14 protein-coding genes are annotated in these 21,795 nt (G+C 64.3%); 7 read left to right on the forward strand and 7 right to left on the reverse strand.

Features of this window, described 5'->3' with window-relative positions; translation table 11 throughout:
* Positions 1-28 precede the first annotated feature (28 nt).
* The 5 genes from AB7G19_RS04880 to AB7G19_RS04900 all read right to left on the reverse strand — a co-directional run bounded on the left by AB7G19_RS04880 (position 29) and on the right by AB7G19_RS04900 (position 4,973).
* Complete coding sequence (locus AB7G19_RS04880) at positions 29-1,081, reverse strand: amidohydrolase family protein (RefSeq protein WP_063980807.1); 1,053 nt, start codon at positions 1,079-1,081, stop codon at positions 29-31.
* A 111-nt stretch (positions 1,082-1,192) separates the two neighbouring features.
* Complete coding sequence (locus AB7G19_RS04885; protein ID WP_063986059.1) at positions 1,193-1,714, reverse strand: hypothetical protein; 522 nt, start codon at positions 1,712-1,714, stop codon at positions 1,193-1,195.
* Between the two features lie 65 nt (positions 1,715-1,779).
* Positions 1,780-2,595, reverse strand: coding sequence for an MBL fold metallo-hydrolase (locus tag AB7G19_RS04890; protein ID WP_063980808.1), 816 nt, complete (start codon positions 2,593-2,595; stop codon positions 1,780-1,782).
* A gap of 105 nt (positions 2,596-2,700) precedes the next feature.
* On the reverse strand, positions 2,701-4,227 hold the full coding sequence (locus AB7G19_RS04895; protein ID WP_063980809.1) for a hypothetical protein: 1,527 nt from the start codon (positions 4,225-4,227) through the stop codon (positions 2,701-2,703).
* Complete coding sequence (locus tag AB7G19_RS04900; RefSeq protein WP_063986060.1) at positions 4,224-4,973, reverse strand: ABC transporter ATP-binding protein; 750 nt, start codon at positions 4,971-4,973, stop codon at positions 4,224-4,226. Before AB7G19_RS04900 ends, AB7G19_RS04895 begins: the two co-directional genes overlap by 4 nt.
* A 262-nt stretch (positions 4,974-5,235) precedes the next feature.
* On the opposite strand from AB7G19_RS04900, the gene AB7G19_RS04905 reads away from it, so the two are divergent.
* The 6 genes from AB7G19_RS04905 to AB7G19_RS04930 all read left to right on the forward strand — a co-directional run bounded on the left by AB7G19_RS04905 (position 5,236) and on the right by AB7G19_RS04930 (position 12,039).
* Positions 5,236-6,111: a branched-chain amino acid ABC transporter permease gene (locus tag AB7G19_RS04905; protein ID WP_014498442.1), complete on the forward strand. Its 876-nt coding sequence runs from the start codon at positions 5,236-5,238 to the stop codon at positions 6,109-6,111.
* 5 nt (positions 6,112-6,116) lie between these two features.
* Positions 6,117-7,268 (forward strand): branched-chain amino acid ABC transporter permease, encoded by a 1,152-nt coding sequence (locus AB7G19_RS04910; RefSeq protein ID WP_028148665.1) that lies wholly within the window; start codon positions 6,117-6,119, stop codon positions 7,266-7,268.
* A complete protein-coding gene (locus AB7G19_RS04915; protein WP_063980810.1) occupies positions 7,265-8,023 on the forward strand; it encodes an ABC transporter ATP-binding protein in 759 nt (252 codons plus the stop codon). Before AB7G19_RS04910 ends, AB7G19_RS04915 begins: the two co-directional genes overlap by 4 nt.
* A gap of 3 nt (positions 8,024-8,026) precedes the next feature.
* Positions 8,027-8,815, forward strand: coding sequence for an ABC transporter ATP-binding protein (locus tag AB7G19_RS04920; RefSeq protein WP_063980811.1), 789 nt, complete (start codon positions 8,027-8,029; stop codon positions 8,813-8,815).
* A 104-nt stretch (positions 8,816-8,919) separates the two neighbouring features.
* Positions 8,920-10,758 (forward strand): AMP-dependent synthetase/ligase, encoded by a 1,839-nt coding sequence (locus AB7G19_RS04925; RefSeq protein WP_063986061.1) that lies wholly within the window; start codon positions 8,920-8,922, stop codon positions 10,756-10,758.
* A gap of 81 nt (positions 10,759-10,839) precedes the next feature.
* Entirely contained in the window at positions 10,840-12,039 is a 1,200-nt protein-coding gene (locus AB7G19_RS04930; RefSeq protein WP_063980812.1) for an ABC transporter substrate-binding protein, read from the forward strand.
* Between the two features lie 200 nt (positions 12,040-12,239).
* On the opposite strand, the gene AB7G19_RS04935 is transcribed toward AB7G19_RS04930, so the two are convergent.
* The gene (locus tag AB7G19_RS04935) at positions 12,240-13,364 is read right to left on the reverse strand and encodes a lysozyme inhibitor LprI family protein (RefSeq protein WP_063980813.1); all 1,125 of its coding nucleotides are present in this window, start codon (positions 13,362-13,364) and stop codon (positions 12,240-12,242) included.
* Between the two features lie 176 nt (positions 13,365-13,540).
* Positions 13,541-14,272, reverse strand: coding sequence for a transglutaminase-like cysteine peptidase (locus tag AB7G19_RS04940; protein WP_063980814.1), 732 nt, complete (start codon positions 14,270-14,272; stop codon positions 13,541-13,543).
* 621 nt (positions 14,273-14,893) lie between these two features.
* On the opposite strand from AB7G19_RS04940, the gene AB7G19_RS04945 reads away from it, so the two are divergent.
* Positions 14,894-21,706 (forward strand): VCBS domain-containing protein, encoded by a 6,813-nt coding sequence (locus tag AB7G19_RS04945; protein WP_441267733.1) that lies wholly within the window; start codon positions 14,894-14,896, stop codon positions 21,704-21,706.
* The last annotated feature ends 89 nt before the right edge of the window (positions 21,707-21,795 follow it).

A 21,795-nucleotide genomic window follows, 5' to 3' on the forward strand; every position in this document is an offset into this window, starting at 1 on the left:
GGGACCAACATCCCGGCCCCTCTTCTCGTCATGACGGCAGTTCGAGCCGGTAGACATCGCTCGCCGTCTGCGAGAACAGCGCCGTCTTCTCGGCCTCGCTCAAGGGCGCCGCGATACGCTTGAACGCGTTGAAGATCACCTGGTAGCTGCACTGGCCCTTGTCCGGCGGGAAATTGCTCTCGAACATCGCGCGCTTGGGGCCGAACGCCTCGATGCAGGTCTCGACATAGGGCCGCCAGGCCGCGGCAAGCTCCTCGGATGACGGGGGCTTCGCGCGCAGATGGAAGTCATAGCCGAGCAGGCACATCGCGAGCCCGCCGAGCTTCACCGAGACGTTCTCGCACTTCGCGATCTCCTGGATCGAGGCGCGCCATTGCGGAAACACCTCTTCGCGCCGCCCGGCGAAGCGACCGACGCCGGCCGGGCCGCCGCAATGGTCGAGCACGATCCTGGTGTCGGGAAAGGCGCGCGCGAGCTCGGTCAGCTCGCCGATCTGCGGGTGAAACAGCCAGGCATCGAAGCTCAGGTTCAGCGGTGCGAGGCAGGCAAAGCCTTTGCGGAAAGTAGGATCCCGCAACAACCCCTTCGGCCGATTGGCATACATGCCGGCGACGACAGGGTCTTCGTCCCAGGCCGAGGAATGCCTGATGCCGCGGAAGCGGCCGTTGCCCGCCGCGATCTCGGCTTCCAGCACCGGCTTGGCGGCATCGCCGAGCAACAGGTTCACGTGGCTGACGATGCCGGCGCAGATCGCGGCCGTGCCGTAGCCGCCGCTTGCGCTCATGGCGGCGACGCCGTTGGCGAACTCGACTTCGCCGACCGGCCGGAATGCCTCGGGCCCGTGCGCGCGATACATCGAACGGCAGTCGACATAGACGGTGGCGATGATGTTGTGCCCGGAGGCGATATCGGCCGCCATCTCCTCGATCAGATAGCGCTGCCCGCGATCCCAGAGATGGTGATGAGGATCGACGATCGGCCGCAAGGGATCGATGATCTCCTCCTGATATTGCGCGAGCCAGTCCTCGCGCGGCTCGACGAATAGCCCGCTCGTGTTGGCGGGCACACCGCTTGCAGCCATCGGCATTCGCTCCCTTTATTTTTTGTGGGGGGAGCCTAGCACCTCTCCTTCGCATCCAGCTGCGCGTGCTGCGCAACCGCACCCGTCATCGCGAGCACAGCGGCGCCGTCGTTAGCCCTTGCGCCGCTTCGCCCTCACATCGACCACAAGCCGCCAATCGGCGGCGGCTGCCGGCTTCACTTCGCCGAGCCAATGGAAGGAATCATCGGTAATCTTTGTGAAACTCCAGCGTGTCAGGTCGCCCGCATCGGTCGTACCTTCCTGCACGATGTCCGCGCCGCGCGGGCGGCCGATCTGCTGGCGGAACACGCTACGACCGGGATCGAACCAGGAAATCCGCCATGCGGAAATGGAGGGGTCGTAGACCCGTAGCGTCGTGCCGTACCAATTGCCGGCGATCGGAAACGCCGGCGCAGCCGCTGGGCGAGGGATAATCCAGACATCCTGAACGGCGCGGCCTTCCAGCACCCAGCCGAAATGGATTTCGCCGGGCGCGGTGTGCGTGGTTCCATCGGGGCCATGAGCGGTGATCCCGGCATCCCAGTCGCCGACGAAGCGGCCATAGAGCTGGAGCGCCGCCGCGTGCTCGGGGTTCGGTCCGTCCGCGTACAAAAGTCTGGCAAAGTCTGTCATGTCGATCTCCCGTCGCGAGGAGATCAGCACGACCGAACGGCAATCGACTTGGAGAAAATTGCGCGTCACACGCCGTCGAGGATGATCACCGTCGGCGTCGTCGGCAGCGCGTCCCGCGACATCCGGAAGGAGCGCTCGCTGCGCCGGTCGATCTCGAACTGCCGGCCGATGAGGTGCATGAACTCGTCGAGCGGGGTGGCGAAGCGATGCATCGGCAGCACCACAGAGGCGCGCAGCCGCTTGGTGATCTCGGAGACGCCGTCGAGCGACATGGTGTAGGTGCCGTCGATCGGCACCATCACGATGTCGAGCCGCCCGATCTGGGCGAAATGGGTTTCGTCGAGCTTGTGGTGGAGATGGCCGAGATGGCCGATGCAGAGGCCGGCGACCTCGAAGATGAAGATCGAATTGCCGTCGCGGATCATGTCGGTGCCGGAATCGTCACCGAAATAGCGGCGGATGTCGGTTGTGACGTTGCGGATGAAGGTGTCGCCGATGCGCTCCGACACGACGGCCGGCTTGCCGTCCTCGCCCCAGCCATGCAGCACATGGGGAATGCGCTTGTCGGGAAGTAAAGAGTAGTGGGTGCTGTGCGCCCGGTTCATGGTGACGATATCGGGCAGACGTCCGACCTGGTAGGCGCCGCTGTAGTCGGTCGCGATGCGCAGGCCGCCCGGCGTGTCGATGAAATAGGTGGAATGGCCGGCATAGGTGATCTGGACTTCAGCCGAGCCTGCGGCCTGCCGGAAGGCGGCCGGTATTGCGCGGGGCGCGCCGTTTGCCATCGCCAGGCATTCGCTCCGCTGAGGTGGCTGCTGGGCGAGAGCAGGAGAGAGGAATGCGCCGAACAGCGCCAGAGCCGCTGAAACCAGTCGCCGCATGAATCCGTCCCCGATGACTTCGGAAGAAGTCTAGCGTGCAATGCAGCGCGTGGCCAATAGGCCGCGATCAACAGCGCGTCAGTGTCGCAGCCCTACTCACGGCGTTTAGTTGCGCCTTGGGCTGAACTTCCAGGTGATGGCGATGAGGCCCGCGGTGATCAGGCCGCTGATGAGGCCGGCAAGCGGCAGCGCGAGCAGCAGCGCCGCGCTGGCGGCCCAGCCGATCGAGGAGAAGGCTTCGGCAAAGGTTGCGAGCCGCGACGAGGTCTGGCGGCGGCGGAATTGGCTGCGCCGGGCCTGCACCCGGAACCAGAGCTGGATCGCAGTCGCGGACGCCGCGCTGATGATGACAGCCGCGGCACTGACCGCGGCCTGGAACGGTGAGGCGAAAGCGAGTGCCGCGATCAGCGGGCAGAAGATGGCGGCGATGGCGATCAGCACGACCTCGATCTTGGCGCGGATGACGCTGGACGGCGTCAGCGGTGCGGTCGCAACCAGGTCGGGCGCGTCCTCGCCCGAGATCGTCAGCCAGGCGAGCCCGCCCGCGAGCTGTCCTGCCGCCATCACGATGACGGGTGTGATCAGCGTCAGCGCAGCGGAGCTGTCGGCAAAGTTGCGCCAGAGCAGCAGCGCCGGCGGCACCAGATAGAGCAGCTGCATCAGCGTCTGCGAGATCAGCCAGGGATCGCGCCAGAGCAGCGAAAATTCCTTGCGCCGCAGCGCCTGTTGCCGCGATCCGCCGCGGAACGGGCGCTGTTTCGCGGCCTTGCTGCCGGAGGCGCCGTAAGCGGCGGCATCGATCGCGGTGTCGGCAAAGCGGTGCGAGAACATCGCCATGACGCTGCCGAGCAGCACGAGCCCGAGCGCCAGGAGCAGCAGCAGCGCCTCGCTGTCGCCCATGGTCGCCCGCGCCGGCCACCACCAGATGCTGTCGACGTCGGGCGCGTAGGCGGCGAAGCTGCTCGAGGTCAGGATGGTGAAGCGCGACAGCGTGCCATAGGACATGATCGCGGCGACCTGGAGCGCGATCACGAAGCCGGCGCCGATCATCGCGGCGAGGACCTGGGCGACGAAGCGCGTGCGCGCCGGGCCGATCAGGCGGAACAGCAGGATGGTGACGGCGATCGCGATCGCCGCGGCCGAGAGGCCCATGGCGATGACGACGCCGAACGCCGCAAGCCAGCGCGCGCCGCCGCCGATCACCAGCACGTCGATGAACGGCGTCGAGAACAGCAGCGCCATCACGGTGACGGCCAGTGCGATCGCGGCGATGCGCACCGAGAACAGATTGGCCAGCGTCGCGGGCGAGGACATCATCAGGTCGAGATCGGCGCGGGCGTAAAACACCCGCGTCACCGATTCGATCGCCTGAGACAGCATCAGCGTCCAGGCCAGAAAGATCGTCGCCGAGATCACGATCAGCGAGGATTTGTCGAGCGGCAGCTGCAGGTCGGCGAAACGGCCGATCACAGCCCAGGCCGGTACGTGTAGGAGGGCCGCGAAGAACAGCAGGCCGATCATTGCAGCGCGCGCCCGCTTGCGCCGCCCGCCGGTCATCATGGCGAACCATTCGCGCCAGGCGAGCCGGAGCTCGTGGCGGGCAAACCAGGAGAGCGCGGTTGCCGAGCTCATGCGGCTTCCGGAAGCGTCACCAGCGCGATGAAGAGATCTTCCAGGCTGGTGTCGGCATGGCCGTTCTGCTGGCGCAGCTCGGTCAGCGTGCCCTCGGCGACCAGACGGCCCGAGGCGATCACGCCGATGCGGTCGGCCATGCGTTCGGCCACCTCGAGAATATGCGTGGTCATGATGACCGTGCAGCCGGCGCGGACGCGCTCGCTCAGCAGCCCCTTCACGTGGCGGGCGGAAACGGCGTCGAGGCCGGTCAGCGGTTCGTCGAGGATGATGAGGCGGGGATCGTGCACCAGCGCGCCGGCGAGAGCGACCTTCTGGCGCATGCCCTTGGAAAAGCCTTCGCAGCGTTCGTGCCGGTGCGGCTCGAGCCCGAGCGAGGTCAGTAGGTCCTGCGCGACCGGTTCCGAGGCCGACGGCGCGATGCCCCAGAGCCCGGCGACGAATTCGAGGTACTCAAGCGGCGTCAGCTTGTCGTAGATCATGGGCTCGTCGGAGACCCACGCCATCAGCTGCTTGGCGGCGACGGGATTTGCGAGCGCATCGATGCCGAAGATCGAGACCGCGCCGGCATCGGGCCGCAACAGGCCCGCAACCATGCGCAAAGTGGTGGTCTTGCCGGCGCCGTTGGGGCCGACCAGCGCATAGAATTCGCCGGCGTGAATGGTGAGATCGAGGCTGTCGACCGCCAGACGGTCAAAACGCTTCGTTAACCCCAGGACTTCCAGCGCCGATCTGTCCGGCTTCATGACGGCCACACCATCCGGTTTTGCATCGCTCGCGACCATGATCCCAAGATGTTTCGGCACCGTGAATATACGGCCCCCAAATTCCGCCATCCGGTTGCTACTAATGGCAAGTCACCGTTTGTTGACAGCGCTGGACGGTTCAGGCTGAATTGCTGCCGGGACAAATGGCGCTAACGCGGCGAAACGACCGCGTAGCGACTGGACACAAGATGCAGCAAGGCGGTCGCGAAGAGCCGCTGTTGTATCGGGAGGTTGCGCGGCGATGCTGGATTTCGTTCAGCAGCTGGTCAGCGGTGTTGCGCTCGGTTGCGTCTACGGCCTGATCGCGCTCGGCTTCGTGCTCGTCTACAAGGCCACCGAGGTCGTCAATTTCGCCCAGGGCGATTTGATGATGCTGGGCGGCTTCTTCGCCTTCACCTTCATCGGCATGATGGGACTGAACTACTGGATCGGCTTTGCCGGTGCGGTGGCGGCCATGGCGCTGTTCGGCATGCTGGCGGAGCGCGTGGTGGTGCGGCCGATCCTCGGCTATCCGCAATTCTCCATCATCATGGCCACCATCGGCCTCGGCTATTTCCTGCGCTCGGTCGCCGGGATGATCTGGGGTACCGACGATCTGAAGATCGAGACGCCGTTCAGCCACGGCGTGCTGCGCGTCGGCTCGCTGGTGCTGGCCTATGACAAGCTCTCGGTGATCGCCGCGACGATGATCCTGTGCGCGCTGCTCTGGCTGTTTTTCAACAAGACCACGCTCGGCACCGCGATGCGCGCCAGTTCCGAGAACATGCTGGCGGCCTATTACATGGGCATCCCGGTCAAGCGCGTGGTGTCGGTCGTCTGGGCGATCAGCGCGGCGGTCGCGACCTGCGCCGGCGTGCTGCTGGCGCCGATCACGTTCATCCATTCCAATGTCGGCCTCGTGCTCGGCCTCAAGGCGTTTCCCGCCGCAGTCCTCGGCGGCTTTGGCTCGATCCCCGGCGCGGTCGTCGGCGGCGTGCTGATCGGCGTGATCGAGAGCATGGCCGGCTTCTATCTGGCGGAGGGCTGGAAGGACGTCGCGCCCTATCTCGTGCTGCTCGCCGTACTTCTCTTGAAGCCTGAAGGCCTGTTCGGCCTTCACGTCCGCAAGAAGGTCTGAACGCCATGCGCTTCCTGTTCAAGACCGACTATGAGGACGACATCAAGCTGTTCCCGCATTCCGGCTACGTCGTCTCCTACGGCATCCTGCTCGCGCTGCTGCTGATCGCGCCCTATGTGCTCTCCAGCTATCTGATGAGCCAGCTCGTCTTCGTCTGCATCTACGCGACGGTTGGCGTCGGCCTTCTGATCCTGACCGGTTTTACCGGGCAAGCCTCGCTCGGCCACGCCGCGTTCCTCGCGATCGGCGCTTACACGGCGGCATACTTGCAGAAATATAACGTGCCGTTCCCGGTCTATTTCCTCGCTGCCGGTGCCCTGACCGGGTTGATCGGCGCGATGGTCGGCTTTCCCGCCCTGCGTCTGACCGGCATCTACCTCGTCATCGCCACCATCTCCTTTGCCCTGATCGTCGAGGAGATCCTGGCCCGCTGGGAGAGCGTCACCAACGGCAACGAGGGCATGCGGGTCAAGACCCTGTCGCTGCTCGGCGTCACGGTCCCGCGCGACAGCCCGACTTTCTATTTCCTCTGCCTGGCCGTGCTGGTGTTGACCATCGTCGGCACGCTCAATCTGCTGCGCTCGCCGACGGGGCGCGCCTTCGTCGCGATCCGCGACAGCGAGACCGCGGCGCGCAGCATGGGCGTCAACGTCGCGCTGTACAAGGTGAAGTCCTTTGCGATCTCGGCGGCGATCACCGGCTTTGCCGGCGTGCTGTTCGCGCACAAGCTCTCCTTCATCTCGCCGGAGATGTTCACGCTCCAGCTCTCGATCGAGTTCATCATCGTGATCCTGATCGGCGGCACCTTCAGCCTGCACGGCGCGGTGCTGGGCGCGATCTTCATCGTGATGATCGACCCGTTCCTGACCTATCTGAAGGACGACCTGCCCGGCATCATCGCCGGCATTGCCGCGACGTTCGGGGCGGGTCCGGCGACTGCGGGCAATATCCAGTCGAAAGTCGCGGCGTTCGCCTCGCTCAACGGATTGAAGGGTGCGATCTACGGCATCATCATCGTGCTGTTCGTGCTGTTCGAGCCGCTCGGGCTCTACGGCCGCTGGCTCAAGATCAAGCTCTTCTTCCAGCTGTTTCCGCTCTACAAGCGCGCCACCTTCAAGCGTCAGAAGATCTACGTGAAGTCGGAGCGCAACCGATGAGCTACTTTCGCGCGGAGAACCTGTCGCTGCATTTCGGAGGGCTGAAGGCGGTCGATGCGGTATCCTTCGCGGTCGAGAAGGGCGAGATCCTCTCGATCATCGGACCGAACGGTGCCGGCAAGAGCTCGATCTTCAACCTGATCTCGCGGATCTACCGGCCGACCACGGGCCGCATCTTCTTCGAAGACCAGGACATCACGGAGCAGCCGCCCTACGACATCGCCAGGCTCGGCATCGCGCGAACCTTCCAGAACATCGAGCTGTTCGAGAACGCGACCGTGCTCTCCAACCTCCTGGTCGGCCGCCACCGTCACTCGACCACCCGGCTCTGGCAGGAGCTGCTGTTCCTGCCGAGCGTGCGGGCGAACGAGAAGGTGCATCGCCGCAGGGTCGAGCAGGTGATCGAGTTCCTCGATCTCGAACCCTATCGCGACAAGCTGATCTCCGGCCTGCCCTATGGCGTGCGCAAGGTGATCGAGCTCGCACGCGCGCTGTGCTCGGAGCCGAAACTGATCCTGCTCGACGAGCCGTCCTCCGGCCTGAATGTCGAGGAGACCGGCGACATGTCTTTCTGGATCCGCGACATGAAGAACGAGCTCGGCGTCACCGTGCTGATGGTCGAGCACGACATGTCGCTGGTCAACCGCGTCTCCGATCGCGTCATCGCGCTGAACTATGGCCGGGTGCTGGCGATGGGGTCGCCCGCCGAGGTGCAGCAGCATCCCGATGTCGTCGCCGCGTATCTGGGAGCCTGACGCATGGACGCCGCCGTCACGCCCGACATCATCCTGAAGCTATCCAACATCGAGAGCTATTACGGGCCGATCATGGCGATCCGCGGCATCTCGCTGGAGGTGCCGCGCGGCCGCATCGTCACCCTGCTAGGCGCCAACGGCGCCGGCAAGACCACGGTGCTGAAGACGATCTCGGGCATTCTGGATCCGCAGAAGGGCACGATCGAATTCATGGGCAGGTCGATCCAGCGCATGGAGGCGGACCGGATCGTGCGGCTCGGCCTCAGCCATGTGCCGGAGGGGCGCGAGGTATTCCCGTTCCTCTCGGTGCGCGAGAACCTGATGATGGGGGCGTATCCGCGCCGGGATCGTGATGGCGTCGCGGAGGATCTGGAGCGCGTCTACGGCTATTTCCCGCGGCTGAAGGAGCGCATCAACCAGCCGGCCGGCCAGCTTTCCGGCGGCGAGCAGCAGATGCTCGCGATCGGGCGCGCGCTGATGAACCGGCCGACCTTGCTGCTGCTCGACGAGCCCTCGCTCGGCCTGTCGCCGCTGCTGGTGAAGGAGATTTTCACCATCATCCGCCGCGTCAACGAGGAGCAGGGCATGTCGATCCTGCTGGTCGAGCAGAATGCCAAGGTGGCGCTGGAGACGGCGCATTACGGCTACGTGCTGGAGATCGGCCGCGTCGTGATGAACGACACCTGCGACCGCTTGATGCATTCCCAGGACATTCAGGAATTCTACCTTGGTGCCAAGGAGGCGGGCGCACGAGGCGAGCGGCGCTGGAAAAAGAAGAAGACTTGGCGCTGAAGATTTGGCGCTAGGAGAAGGCGTTAAATGGATTGGCCCATCCGCAACAACAGACCGCCGGCAAGGCAGGCAGCGGAGGGGAGAGCGACAAGGAGGAGACGCGCATGGCCCGACCGGCGGTGCTGACGGTCGCTGATACGATCGCGAAGAGCTTCTTGCGCGCCGCCGAGACGCGGGGCGACAGGCCGGCTATTCGCGAGAAGAAATTCGGCATCTGGCAGCCGACCAGCTGGCGCGAGTGGCTGGAGATCTCGAAGGAGATCGCCTACGCGCTTCGCGCCTCCGGCTTTCTGCCCGGCGACGTCGCCTCCATCATCGCCAATGCCGTGCCGGAATGGGTTCATGCCGACATGGGGATTTTGTGCGCCGGCGGTGTTTCCTCTGGAATCTATCCGACCGATGCATCGTCCCAGGTCGAATATCTGGTCAACGATTCCCGGACCAGGGTGATCTTTGCAGAGGACGAGGAGCAGCTCGACAAGGTGCTCGCCTGCCGCGCGCGCTGTCCGTCCCTGCAAAAGATCATCGTGTTCGACATGGAGGGCCTCAGCGGCTTCTCCGACGACATGGTGATGTCGCTCGACGAGTTCCGTGCGCTCGGCCGCAACCACATGGTCGGCCGCGAGGAGCTGTGGCAGGAGATGATCGACAGCCGCAGCGCGGACGACCTTGTCATCCTCGTCTACACCTCGGGCACCACCGGTCCGCCCAAGGGCGCGATGCACGCGAACCGCAGCGTCACGCATCAGATGCGGCATGCCAACGATTTCATCTCGGCGCGGGAGGACGAAGACCGGCTGATCTTCCTTCCGCTCTGCCACGTCGCCGAGCGGGTCGCCGGCTACTACATCTCGGTCGCACTCGGCTCGGTGATGAATTTCGCCGAGAGCCCGGAGACGGTGCCGGACAATCTGCGCGAGGTGCAGCCGACCGTCTTCTTTGCGGTGCCTCGCGTCTGGGAGAAGTTCTATTCCGCGATCACCATCGCGCTGAAGGACGCGACGCCGCTGCAGCAATGGGTCTATCGCCGCGCCATCAAGGTCGGCTATCGCATGGTCGATTGCCGGATCGAGGGCAGGGCGCCGCCGCTCTCGCTGCGCATCGCCAACGGCATCGCCTACCGGCTCGCGTTCCGCAACATCCGCCGCATGATCGGGCTCGACCGCTGCCGCATCGCGTTCACCGGCGCTGCGCCGATCGCGCCGGAGTTGATCCGCTGGTATCTCGCGCTCGGCATCGACATGCACGAGGTCTACGGCCAGACCGAGAATTGCGGCGTCGCGACCATGATGCCGGCGGAACGCATCAAGTTCGGCTCGGTCGGCACTGCCGTGTCCTGGGGCGAGGTCGCGCTGTCGCCCGATGGCGAGATCCTGATCAAGGGCGACTTCCTGTTCATGGGCTATCTGAATCAGCCCGAGAAGACCGCCGAGACCATCGACCATCGCGGCTGGCTGCACACCGGCGACGTCGGCACCATCGACAACGAAGGCTTTGTCCGCATCACCGACCGGATGAAGGACATCATCATCACCTCCGGCGGAAAGAACGTTACGCCGTCCGAGATCGAGAACCAGCTCAAATTCTCGCCCTACATCTCGGATGCCGTGGTGATCGGCGACAAGCGGCCCTATCTGACCTGCCTCGTGATGATCGACCAGGAGAATGTCGAGAAATTCGCCCAGGACCACGACATCCCCTTCACCAATTATGCGAGCCTGTGCCGCGCGGCGGAGATCCAGGACCTGATCTGGCGCGAGATCGAACGGGTCAACGGCAATTTCGCCCGCGTCGAGACCATCAAGAGATTTTACCTGATCGAGCGCCAGCTGACCCCGGAGGACGAGGAGCTGACGCCGACCATGAAGCTGAAGCGCGGCTTCGTGAACAAGCGCTACGCTGCCGAGATCGAGGCGATGTATCGCCAGCGCGCGGTGGCGTGACGAGCCTGCCAGTTCGAGAAAGCGAAGGAGCTGTGGCCCCCGCCCTTCGCACCATACGGGCCCAAAGGAGAGGAGACGTCAATGTCGAAATCGTTCAGTACGTTCGGCCTTGCTGTGAGCGCCGTGGTGCTCACCTGTCTGCCGGCCGCGGCGCAAACCAAGGTCACCAACGATGGCATCTCGGCATCCGAGATCGTCATCGGCACCCATCAGGACCTGTCGGGGCCGATCAAGGGCTGGGGCGTGCCGGTCTCGAACGGCATGAAGATGGCGGTCGAGGAGATCAACGCGGCGGGCGGTGTCCAGGGCCGCAAGATCAAGCTGGTCGTCGAGGACTCGGGCTACGATCCGAAGAAAGCGGTGCTGGCTTCGCAAAAGCTGATCGAGCGCGACAAGATTTTCGCGATGGTGGGTCCAATGGGATCGCCGACCGTGCTCGCTGCGCAGGATATCTTGCTCGACGCCGGCGTGCTTCAGCTCTTCCCGCTGACGGCGGCCGAGTTCACCTTCAAGTTCGATCCGGCCAAGCCGCAGGAGAGGCTGAAGTTCAACAACCTCCTGCCCTATGTCGAGAGCACGCGCGCAGCGCTCAAATACATGATAGAGGCAAAGAATTTCAAGAAGCCGTGCATCCTGCATCAGGACGACGAGTACGGCAAAAACGTGCTCGACGGCTTCAACCAGCAGCTCACCGCCATGAAGCTGCAGCCGGCCTCGATCACGAGCTACAAGCGCGGCGCCTCCGATTTCAGCGCGCAGGTCGCCAAGATGAAGTCCGACGGTTGCGACCTCGTCGTGCTCGGCGCGGTCCTCCGTGAGCCGATCGGCACGATGGGTGAAGCGAAGAAGCTCGGATGGGACGTCACCTTCCTCGGCGCCACGCCCGTTAACGTGCTCGAAGTGCCGGCGCTCGGCAAGGAAGTGGTGGAAGGCTTGTATTCCGCCTCGAACTTCGAAATTCCCTACGAAGACACCGCGAAGGGAAAGGTGAAGGACTGGCTCGTCAATTACAAGAAGATGTTCAACGCCGACGCCAACACCCAGGCGATCATCGGCTACAATGCGGTGATGACGTTCGCGCATTATGCCAACAAGGCTGGCAAGGATCTCACTGGCCAGAAGATGCTCGACGCGCTGGAGTCCGGCGACAAGTTCCAGGATATCTTTAATTCGCCGCCGACGGTGTTCTCGAAGACCAACCATCTCGCCACCACCGTCACCCAGGTGCAGCAAGTGAAGAACGGCCGCTGGGTGCTGGTGAAGGATAATCTGATGTTTTGATGGCTTCGCTCTTGCGGCGCTGACGGTGCACCCTCTCCCCTTGTGGGAGAGGCTGGCTTCGCGTGAGCGAAGCCGGGTTCGGGGTCTCTATCCTCATGAATGGTCGTGCGAGTGGAGAGAACCCCTCATCCGGCGCGCACGATGTGCGCGCCACCTTCTCCCACAAGGGGAGAAGGAAGAAAGCACGCCACGGGGAGAACCTACGATCCCCCGCCCGCCGTCCCCGAATTCACCGGCGCGAGCTCGTCTTCCCGGCAGCGCCAGCCGTCGGCGGCTTTGACGAAAGCGAAGGTCCGCTGGATTCTCAGGCGGCGCGTGACGTTGAAGGCTTCGCCGGATCGCTCCTTGCTGCCGAGGCCGGGCTGTGGACGGCCCGTCCTGGGGTCCCAGCAGGTGCCGGTGCAGGTGGATGCGACCTTGCTGCACATGGTGAAGGGCGCCAGCACGACCATCTCGATCTCGCCCGTGACCTGCGCCTCCTGGTCGGTCACCTGGCTGTCGAGCGCGTAGACGCGGTTGATGCGGAGGAAATTGCCGCACGAATTGGCGGCGTGAATCCGGGCGGCGCAGAAATCGACGGCATCGGTGTCGGGCGAGCGGGCCGCGACCTGCCGGCCGAACACTTTCTTCGGATCGCCCTTGGCGGCGGCGATCTCCTCGGTCTTGCGCTTCAGATGGTCGGCGAGACAATCTTCCGCGGACGAAAGCTCGGCAAGCGGCACGTTCTCCTTGCCGACGAGATTGCACTTGCGATCGCGCTCCCTCGTCCATCGGCCGTATTCGGCGAAGGCAAAGCGGGCCGCGGTCGGATCCAGCCTGCCGATCAGGCCCAGCACCTGGCTGTTGAGCTCGGTTTCGGTGAGCGCCAGCGACGGGTCCGCGCAGATCAGCGCGCCCGCGGCCGTGTTGGCCGCGAGACAGTCGAAATCGGGATCACGCACGATTGCGGCGCGCTCTTCGGTGACCTTGAGAAGGCACGCCTTCACGCGGTCGAAATCGTCGGTGCGGATCGCGGTCTGGCCGACGATGCCGCAGCCGAGGTTGCGCTGTCGGATCCAAATCGCATTCTCCTCGATCGCGGGCAGGCGATCGGGCAGGCGGGCGAGCCGCGCCTCGATCGCCGTGCCGAGCTTCTCGGCGGCGGCGGCCAGCTCGGCGTCACCGCAGATCAATTGATTGCCGGGATCGCGGATCTGCTGGCAGTTGTTTCGGGCAAATAGCGGCAGCCTGTCGGCGATGGAGCGGTCGGACGGGCCCGATTGCGCGGAGCCTGGTGCCGCCGGCAACACCAGCAGCGCAAGCACAGACAGCACGATGAACCGCATTCCAGTCGCCCCCGCAAAGGCGCCATGCTAGCGCCCCGGATCGCGCGGCGAAACGGCTTTGTGGCGTGACGGTTTACGTGAGACCCGTAGCCCGGATGGAGCGAAGCGTAATCCGGGAGCGGTGCGCGTCGTGAAAGTCCCGGATTTCGCTTCGCTCCATCCGGGCTACAAGAAAATCAGTGCGCCTCGGGTGCGGCCATCGACAACCGCACCGGTTCGTCGACATATTTCATCACGGCGGATTGGTAGAGCACGAACAGCGGCTGGTAGGTCTGGGCCGCGTCGTCCTCGACCATCGCCATGCGGCGGTTGTCGAGCATCAGCCAGTGGCCGCCGAGCTTTGCTGCGGCAACCGCATGCTCTTCGCCGGCCCTGACGTCACGCACCACGACGATGCGGAGGTCCTCATTGGCAACGCCGGCGAGCCGCAGCGCGGCCAGCTTGGCGATGGCATAGTCTTCGCAATCGCCGGCGCCCCGCGCGAAGGTCGCGAGCGGCGAGCTCCAGACGTCGTCGGCGCCGTCATTGGCGGCCCGGATGGCAAGATTGATGGCGCGATTGGTCTCACCCAGCTTCGCGCGGCCGTCGCGGCTGCGGGCCTGGTCGACGATGGCGATCAGCTTGAGCGCCGCGGGCGACGCGCAATTGTCCCGGTCGCCGTCGCACAGCGCGAGCTGCACCATGTCGTCGTCGAGCTTCTGCTTCAGCGCGAACCATTTCTGCTGGAGGCTGCCGGACGAGATGGCGAAGGCGAACACGCCGAACGGCTCGGCGGATCTGCGCACGAGGACGCCGGCTCCAGGCGACAGCAGCGTGCCGGCGCGGAGCTCGGCGGCCGATCCGAGCAGGATCAATCCGCACAGCACAAGGACAGCGCGCCAGGCGCGCGAGCGAGCAGCGGTCTCCATCTGACATCCCCTTCCGGCTTCGCCAGGTCCCCCTCGACCTGGTCGTGCCGGGCTTTGTTGCTTTCGCGGAGATAGTGCGAGACGGGCCGTTTTGTTCTGCTTAACGCGCCCGGCAGGGGTCCCAAAACCGTGGGACAGGCTGAAACGGGCCTGTGCAAATTGCGTAAAATTTTACGATTCGCCGGCTAGGAGGGCTCCGTCGCCGCGAAATGGAACCAATTGCAGGGAGAAGTTGCGGGAGGGCTGATTCTACCGCTTATGGCTAACAGCCCGTTATTTCACGGGTTCTGTTAGTTGGGTCACAGATTCTGCCCCGTATTTGTCGCAGGATGCTGCGGGGTACTACGAACAAAAGATGACACAAGTATCCGTCGTTCGATAGGGGCGACTGATTACTTTGGATGACTGGGAATGCGTGAAAATAAGCCGAAAACCGACCTCGGAATATTTGAAGAATTACTTCGGCTTCTCTGTGAAGGCGCCGCTATTGGGGACTCCTCCAGCCAAGTGATGGGAATCACACAAGCAATAGATGGTTTCGCTAAGGACTTGGTAATGCTATTCAAGCTTAGGCGGTCGTTACTTACTTAGATTTTAACTCTTTTTTGCGGTGCCCCCCGGTTGAATTACGCTGGCAAATTTGACGCCACGATTCCCCTTGATGGCGAGGGTTCCCGCTCGGCCGCGGACGTTCATATCGATTCCTTTACGGCCAAGACTTTTATCGCCAAGCCTTTTGTCGCGAAGGCGCACGGTCACGTGCCCGACGGCACGTTCGTTGTTCCCGATGCTAACCTGATCTTCAATGGCGAGTTCAAGCGCGCAGGTCTCGACCTCGTGCTGTCCCACGAGGGGCATGAGTTCGTCATTCACGATTATTTCAAGGGCGACAAGCGCGCAGCGATCGCCTCGCCCGATGGCGCCCATCTCACCGGCGACGTCGTCAACGCGCTCACGGGCCATGTGCAGGTTGCGCAGGCCGCGCCCGGCATCGCCGCCGCGCAGGTCATCGGCCACGTCACAAAACTCTCCGGCAGCGCGACCGCGGTTCGCAACGGCGTCTCGGTCACGCTGAACAACGGCGATAACGTCGAGAAGGGCGATGTGGTCTCGACCGGCGCGGATTCGACGCTCGGCATCACCTTCATCGACGGCACCGTGTTCGGCCTGTCCTCCAATGCGCGGATGGTGCTGAACGAGATGGTCTACGACCCCAACGGGTCGAGCAATTCCTCGCTGCTGAGCCTGGTTGCGGGCACCATCACCTTCGTCGCGGGCGAGACCGCCAAGCACGGCGACATGAAGATCGACACGCCGGTCGCCACCATGGGCATCCGCGGCACGGCGGTGCTGACCCAGATCAACTTCGTCGTTCCCGCCGGCGGCGGCGATCCGCAGCCGCAGGCGAGCTTCCAGGTGCTGGTCGAGCCGAACGGCACGACCGGCTCCTACATCCTGTTCGACAAGGTCACGCTGCTGCCGATCGCGACGGTCAACCAGGCCGGCCAGATGATCCAGATCAGCGGCGGCAACGTCTCGATCACCAACGGGATGCTGTCGCCGGACGTCCAGAGGCTGATCACAGACGTGTTCACGCTGAAGTTCACCGACAACAACACCAACACCAAGCTGACCACGAACTTCACCGACACGATCACGCAGACCAGCGACGGCCTGGTCATCAAGACGCCGGCCGGCTACATCGCGACCGCGCTCTTCACCAACCTCGGTCAGCAGGGACCGCAGGGGCCCAGCGATCACACGACGCCTTTCAACCGTTACCCCGGCAAGCCTCTGTCTCAGAGCCTCGATCTCAACGGCAATGTGAAGACGGCGTTTGTGCTGACCGAGCGCGCGGACACGACCGGCGACACCACGCATTCCGACACGATCTCCGGCCGCATCACCTTCATCGACCAGAACCTGGGCGACAGGCCCACGGTGAGCGTGAACCTCGCCGACGCGCCGAACTACGTCTACAAGAGCGCCGGCCAGGACGTCACCGGCTCGCTCACCGCGCTCCAGAAGCAGGACATCGCGGCGACGCAGATCCAGATCAACGTCGTCGCCGACGGCGGCAACAACAACAACGGCTCGGCGGTCTGGACCTACACGATCCCCGACCACGTCTTCGACTTCCTCGCGGCCGGCGAAACGTTGACGCTGACCTACATGGTCCGCGTCGACAACAATTTCTCGGTCAGCCCCGAGACCGCCTTCATCCCCATCACGATCACGATCACCGGCACCAACGACAAGCCGGTGATCACCACCAGCGTTCCGGTCATCATCTTTGAAGGCGGCACCAGCGTGCCGGGTGGCCCGCTCACCAGCGATGTGCCGACGACGGGCACGCTGAACTTCGGCGACGTCGATCTCACCGACAAGCATACGGTGTCGGTGGCGCTGACCAGCGCGACCCTGCCTGATGGCACCGTTCCGCCGGGCCCGCTCGCGGCGTTCCAGAGCGCGATGTCGGTCGCGATCGCGGCGGGCGCCGACAGCACCGGAGACGGCACCGGCACCATCAACTGGTCGCTGGCCGATCTGCCGGTCTATCTCGCCGACTTCATCCCGAAAGGTGAGGTCCTGACGCTGGTCTACACCGTGACGCTGACGGATTCGCAAGGCGCGACCTCGAAGCAGACCATCACCGTCACGATCACCGGCACCGATGCGCCCGCGGTGGTGTGGATCGCGACCGACAAGGCCGGCGCTCCCTCCGGCGGCTTCTGGAAGGACGCGGCGAACTGGGCAACCGGCACGGTCCCGACCATCAATGACGATGTCATCGTCATCACCGATCAGCTGCACGGCCTGACGCCGTCCTATCCGGTGACGATCGACACTGCGGCCTACGCCAAGTCGCTGACGATGAACGATTTCGGTGGCCCGCCGCCGAAAGTGATCGTCCAGAGCTCGCTGACGATATCAGGCGCGCTCAACATGGGTGCCGATTCGATCCTCACGACCGCCGCGACCGGAACGATGTCGGTCGGCGGCAAGGCCGAGATTCTGGGCACGAGCGTGCTCACCAATGCCGGCTATCTGACGCTCGCGGGCGGCGGCGATTTCGCCAGCGGCACCAAGATCACCAATTCCGGCACGATCGAGCTGTCCGGCGGCACGCTGAAGACGCTCGCCACGATCCACAACGCCAGCGGCTTGCTGAGGGCCGATGCCGGCTCGACGCTGATCGTCGACACCGCGACGGTCGATGGCGGCACCGTCAGCATTTTGGGCACGCTGGAGCTCGACGGCACCAGCCTGATCGAGAACGGCACGCTGAACAATTCCGGCACAGTCAACGTCAAGGGCACGGTCGAGTTCGCCCACGAGACCGTGTCCAACACCGCGACCGGTGTGATCGAGGTGCTGGCCAACGGCTGGCTGACGATCCATCAGGGCTCCAGCGTTACCAATGCCGGCCAGATCACGGTCGACGCCAGCGGCAAGCTGATCGTCAGCAATGCGACCATCGGAGGAGCTGGTGCGGTGATCGACACCGGTGGCGGTGATGACGAGGGAGGCCCCGTCCTCAACGCCGGCATTCGCGGCGCCGGCACGATTACCAACAACGGTGAGATTGATCTGACCGGCGATGCCGTCCTGAGCGGCGGCATTCTGAAAAACAATACCGTCTTCAAGGTGAGCGGTGCGCGCAATGCGCTCAGCGATGAGACCGTCACCAATGCCGGCATCATCGAAGTGCTCGCCAACGGCGCGCTCGCGATCGAGCAGGGCTCGACCGTCGACAATTCGAGCGGCGACGTCATCGTCGACGGCAGTGCCGCACTGACGCTGGACTATGCCACGATCAGCGGCGGCGCCATCAGGGGCGCCGGCACGATCGACGTCACCGGCGCCAGCAAGATCGACAACGCCGCCACGCTCAGCGTCAGCGCGGTGACGGTCGAGAGCGGCGCCACGCTGACGCTGGACGACGCGACCGTTTCGGGCACCGCGATCGTCAATCACGGCACCGTCAATGTCGATGCGAGCAAGAATCTGACGTTGAACGGTGCGAGCCTGGCCGGCGGCACGCTCACCATCGCCGGCACGCTGGAATCGACCGGCGCGAGCGCGATCGACAACGCCGACGTCGGCAATACCGGCACGATCTCGGTCACCAGCGGCACGCTGACGATCGATCCCGGCATCCTTCACGGCATCACCAATCACGGTCTAATCGAGGCAGTGACCGGCGGCACGCTGAAGCTGACGACCGTCACCGTCGCCAACACCGGCGGCACGATCTCGGTCGACGGGACCTCGAAGCTCTATCTGTCCGACGTCTCGATCAACGGCGGCAGCCTCGGCAATGCCGGCAATCTCTACAGCGTCTCCGGCCTCAACACGATCACGGGTGGCGTCACCAACACCGGCACCATCGAAGTCCAGAGCGGCACGCTCAACCTGTCCGGCGGCATCACCGGTGTCGGCGCGCTGATCATCGACAATAACACGACGCTGGAGCTCGGTGGTGCGGATGCGCAGACCGTCAGCTTCGCCGGCGGCACCAATACGCTCAAGCTCGACAAGACGAGCCATGCCTTTACCGGCACTATCGCCGGTCAGGCGACGACCGGCGGTACTTTCACGGTCACCGGCGATGCCGGCATCAATTCGGGCAAGGGCGACGCGCTCGACTTCACCGCTTCGGGCGGGACGATCGGCAGTCGCGGCAACATCGTCCTGGCCCCGAGCGGTACGCTGACCGGTGCGACCAACGGCATTGTCGTCACTCAGAACGGCATCGGCGACATCTCGCTGACGACATCGGGCGACATCACCGGCCAGACCGGCAACGGCATCGTGCTGCACGACGGTGCGAACGGTGCAGGCGATATCACGGCGACCATCGGCGGCGGCGTTTCCGGTGCGGTCGGCCTCGACATCGTCTCCCATGGCAACGGCGCAGTCACCGTCACCAACAACGGGCACATCTCCGGCACGACCTCGTTCGGCATCAATGTCGACCAGGACGATGCGGGCGCGGTCGGCTCGACGCACATCACCAATACCGGCTCCGTGGTCGGCGCCGATGGTTTTGCTGCGATCTCCATCCAGGAGAACGGCACCGGCGCTGCATTTATCACCAACTCCGGCACCATCGGGCCAGCCGATGCCGGCAGCGTGACCTCATCGACCTATGCGATCGTCGAGACTGGCGGCGAGATCACGATCAACAACGCCGGCCACATCAACGGCAACATCTCGGTCGCCACCGCCACGTTCAATAACGAGACGGGCGGTACCTGGACGGTCGCCGGCAGCGGCGTGTTCGGCGATGCGTCCTCGATCGTCAACCACGGCGACATCGATCTGCACGGGGCCTCCATTTCCGGGGCCGATCTGACCATCGAAAATTATGGCGACATCGACAGCTGGGGCACTGCGTCGATCACGGGCGACATCACCAACACCGGCACCGGCTCGATCGAGGTTCACACCGGGACGCTGACGCTGTTTGGCTCGCTGTCGGGCTCGGCCACGGGCGCGGTCGTCGTCGATGCCGGCGCGACGCTCGAGGTCAAGGGTGCGGTATCGCAAACGATCACGCTTGCCGGTGACGGCGCCGAGCTGGAGATCGATACGAAGGATTTCGGCGGCTCGATCGCGGAGCTGTCCGCGAACGACAAGATCGACCTGACGATGATCAAGTGGGGGCCTGGCACCAGCGCGGTTTATGTCCCGGATGCCGACCACCCCGCGAACGGCGGCGTGCTGACGGTCACCGGCGACGATGGCAAGAGCATCAGCCTCACCCTGATCGGAGACTATCGCGACGCGCACTTCGCGGGCAGCGATGAGGGTGGCCACACGCTGATCACGATCCATGCGGACGACGATGCGCCGACATTCACCACCACGGATGTGGCGCAGCTGACCGCAAGCTTCTCCGAGCAGCCCGATACCACCGGTTCGTCCTCGACGATCGACCCGTCGCCGGCCGCGACCGGCTCGATCGACTTCAAGGACATCGACCTGACCGACCGTCCGACGGTGACGAAGGTCGACCAGGACGTGACCTGGCTCGACGGCGCCACCGACCTCACCGCGTCGCTCACGCCCGACGAGACCGCCGCGTTGAAGAACGCGCTGACGTATCAGCTGACCGGCAAGAACAACGGTACCGTCACCTGGCACTATTCGATCGCCGACAACGCGCTCGATTTCCTCGGCCAGGACCAGACGGCGAAGGTCGTGTCCACCATCACGCTCGATGATGGCCGGGGCGAGACCACCACGACCGACGTCACCATCACGATCACCGGCAAGAACGACGCGCCGACGCTCGACAGCGCGACGCTGGCCGCCGTCGCCGGCAACGACAGCGATCCGGCTGGCAGCAAGATCCGCGATCTCTTCACGAACAAGTTCCATGACGCCGACACTGGCGCGACCTTCAAGGCCATCGCGGTGACGTCGGACGCCGCGACCGTTGACCAGGGCGTCTGGCAGTACAAGGTTGGCGGCTGCTGGGTCGATGTCGACTCGGTCGGTGATGCGAATGCGCTCGTGCTGAGCTCCGCTACGCTGATCCGGTTTGTGCCTGCAGACGGATTCAGCGGCGAGCCTGGCGCGCTGGGCGTCCACGCTCTCGACGACACCTATACAGGCGCCATCACCACCGCTGGCTCGACGGCGACGATCGATCTCACGGCGACGGGCACCGGCGGCACCGCGTCGATCTCGCACGACATCACCACCATCGGCACCAGCGTGACGCCTGCCATCGGTCCAGTCATCAATACCGAGAGCTTCCACGTCGAGCACATCCGCGAGAACAGCAACGATATCATCACCGATCTGGTGGTCACCGATACCGATTCTGGCGCGGCGACGGACATTTTCACCGTCACGGTGTCGACCTCGCATCCGGATACCAGCAGCGTCAGTGCATATCCGACGACGGGCTCGCTCGAGCAGATCAACACCGGCCTCGCAGAAGGTGCCGGCATCACCTACGACCCGACAGGCGCCAGCACCGAGCAGTATCCGCAGCCGCCCGCGACGGACAAGATCAAGGTGACCGTTGCCGACTCGACCGGTCATTCCGACACCGTGAACTTCATCTTCGTCGAGGGCGCCAGCAGCCAGGGCATCCGCCTGGAGGGCACCGACGGCAAGGACGTGATCTTCGCCACCGAGTCGAGCGACACGCTTATCGGCGGCGGCGCCAAGGACCAGTTCGTGTTCGCGCCGACGTCGTCGCAGTCCGCGGTCCAGCACAGCGTCGACGATTTCGAGGTCGGCCTCGACAAGATCGACCTGCGGCAGTTCGGCAGCATCAGCTCGCTGCACGACGTCAATATCGCTCCGCAATCGGGCGACGCCCTGATCACGCTGGACAACCACGAGACGATCCTGCTGAAGAACGTGATCGCGGCAAATCTGAAGGCCAGCGATTTCATCTTCCACATCACCTGATCGCCGCCCGGGCCTCCTGGCGGCCGGCTCGCAGCTTGACCGCGGCAAAAAATCCTTAATCCTCGACCGCCGGGGAATAGCCAATCGCT

It is taken from the genome of Bradyrhizobium sp. 215_C5_N1_1 (genome assembly GCF_052075935.1).
Taxonomy (GTDB): Bacteria; Pseudomonadota; Alphaproteobacteria; order Rhizobiales; family Xanthobacteraceae; genus Bradyrhizobium; species Bradyrhizobium barranii.

What these genes read in the sequence shown, in the direction of transcription:
- AB7G19_RS04935 (WP_063980813.1), bottom strand. Translation starts at nt 13,364, where the DNA reads ATGCGGTTCATCGTGCTGTCTGTGCTTGCGCTGCTGGTGTTGCCGGCG.
- AB7G19_RS04900 (WP_063986060.1), bottom strand. Translation starts at nt 4,973, where the DNA reads ATGAAGCCGGACAGATCGGCGCTGGAAGTCCTGGGGTTAACGAAGCGT.
- AB7G19_RS04910 (WP_028148665.1), top strand. Translation starts at nt 6,117, where the DNA reads ATGCGCTTCCTGTTCAAGACCGACTATGAGGACGACATCAAGCTGTTC.
- AB7G19_RS04905 (WP_014498442.1), top strand. Translation starts at nt 5,236, where the DNA reads ATGCTGGATTTCGTTCAGCAGCTGGTCAGCGGTGTTGCGCTCGGTTGC.
- AB7G19_RS04920 (WP_063980811.1), top strand. Translation starts at nt 8,027, where the DNA reads ATGGACGCCGCCGTCACGCCCGACATCATCCTGAAGCTATCCAACATC.
- AB7G19_RS04940 (WP_063980814.1), bottom strand. Translation starts at nt 14,272, where the DNA reads ATGGAGACCGCTGCTCGCTCGCGCGCCTGGCGCGCTGTCCTTGTGCTG.
- AB7G19_RS04915 (WP_063980810.1), top strand. Translation starts at nt 7,265, where the DNA reads ATGAGCTACTTTCGCGCGGAGAACCTGTCGCTGCATTTCGGAGGGCTG.
- AB7G19_RS04925 (WP_063986061.1), top strand. Translation starts at nt 8,920, where the DNA reads ATGGCCCGACCGGCGGTGCTGACGGTCGCTGATACGATCGCGAAGAGC.
- AB7G19_RS04930 (WP_063980812.1), top strand. Translation starts at nt 10,840, where the DNA reads ATGTCGAAATCGTTCAGTACGTTCGGCCTTGCTGTGAGCGCCGTGGTG.
- AB7G19_RS04885 (WP_063986059.1), bottom strand. Translation starts at nt 1,714, where the DNA reads ATGACAGACTTTGCCAGACTTTTGTACGCGGACGGACCGAACCCCGAG.
- AB7G19_RS04880 (WP_063980807.1), bottom strand. Translation starts at nt 1,081, where the DNA reads ATGGCTGCAAGCGGTGTGCCCGCCAACACGAGCGGGCTATTCGTCGAG.
- AB7G19_RS04895 (WP_063980809.1), bottom strand. Translation starts at nt 4,227, where the DNA reads ATGAGCTCGGCAACCGCGCTCTCCTGGTTTGCCCGCCACGAGCTCCGG.
- AB7G19_RS04890 (WP_063980808.1), bottom strand. Translation starts at nt 2,595, where the DNA reads ATGCGGCGACTGGTTTCAGCGGCTCTGGCGCTGTTCGGCGCATTCCTC.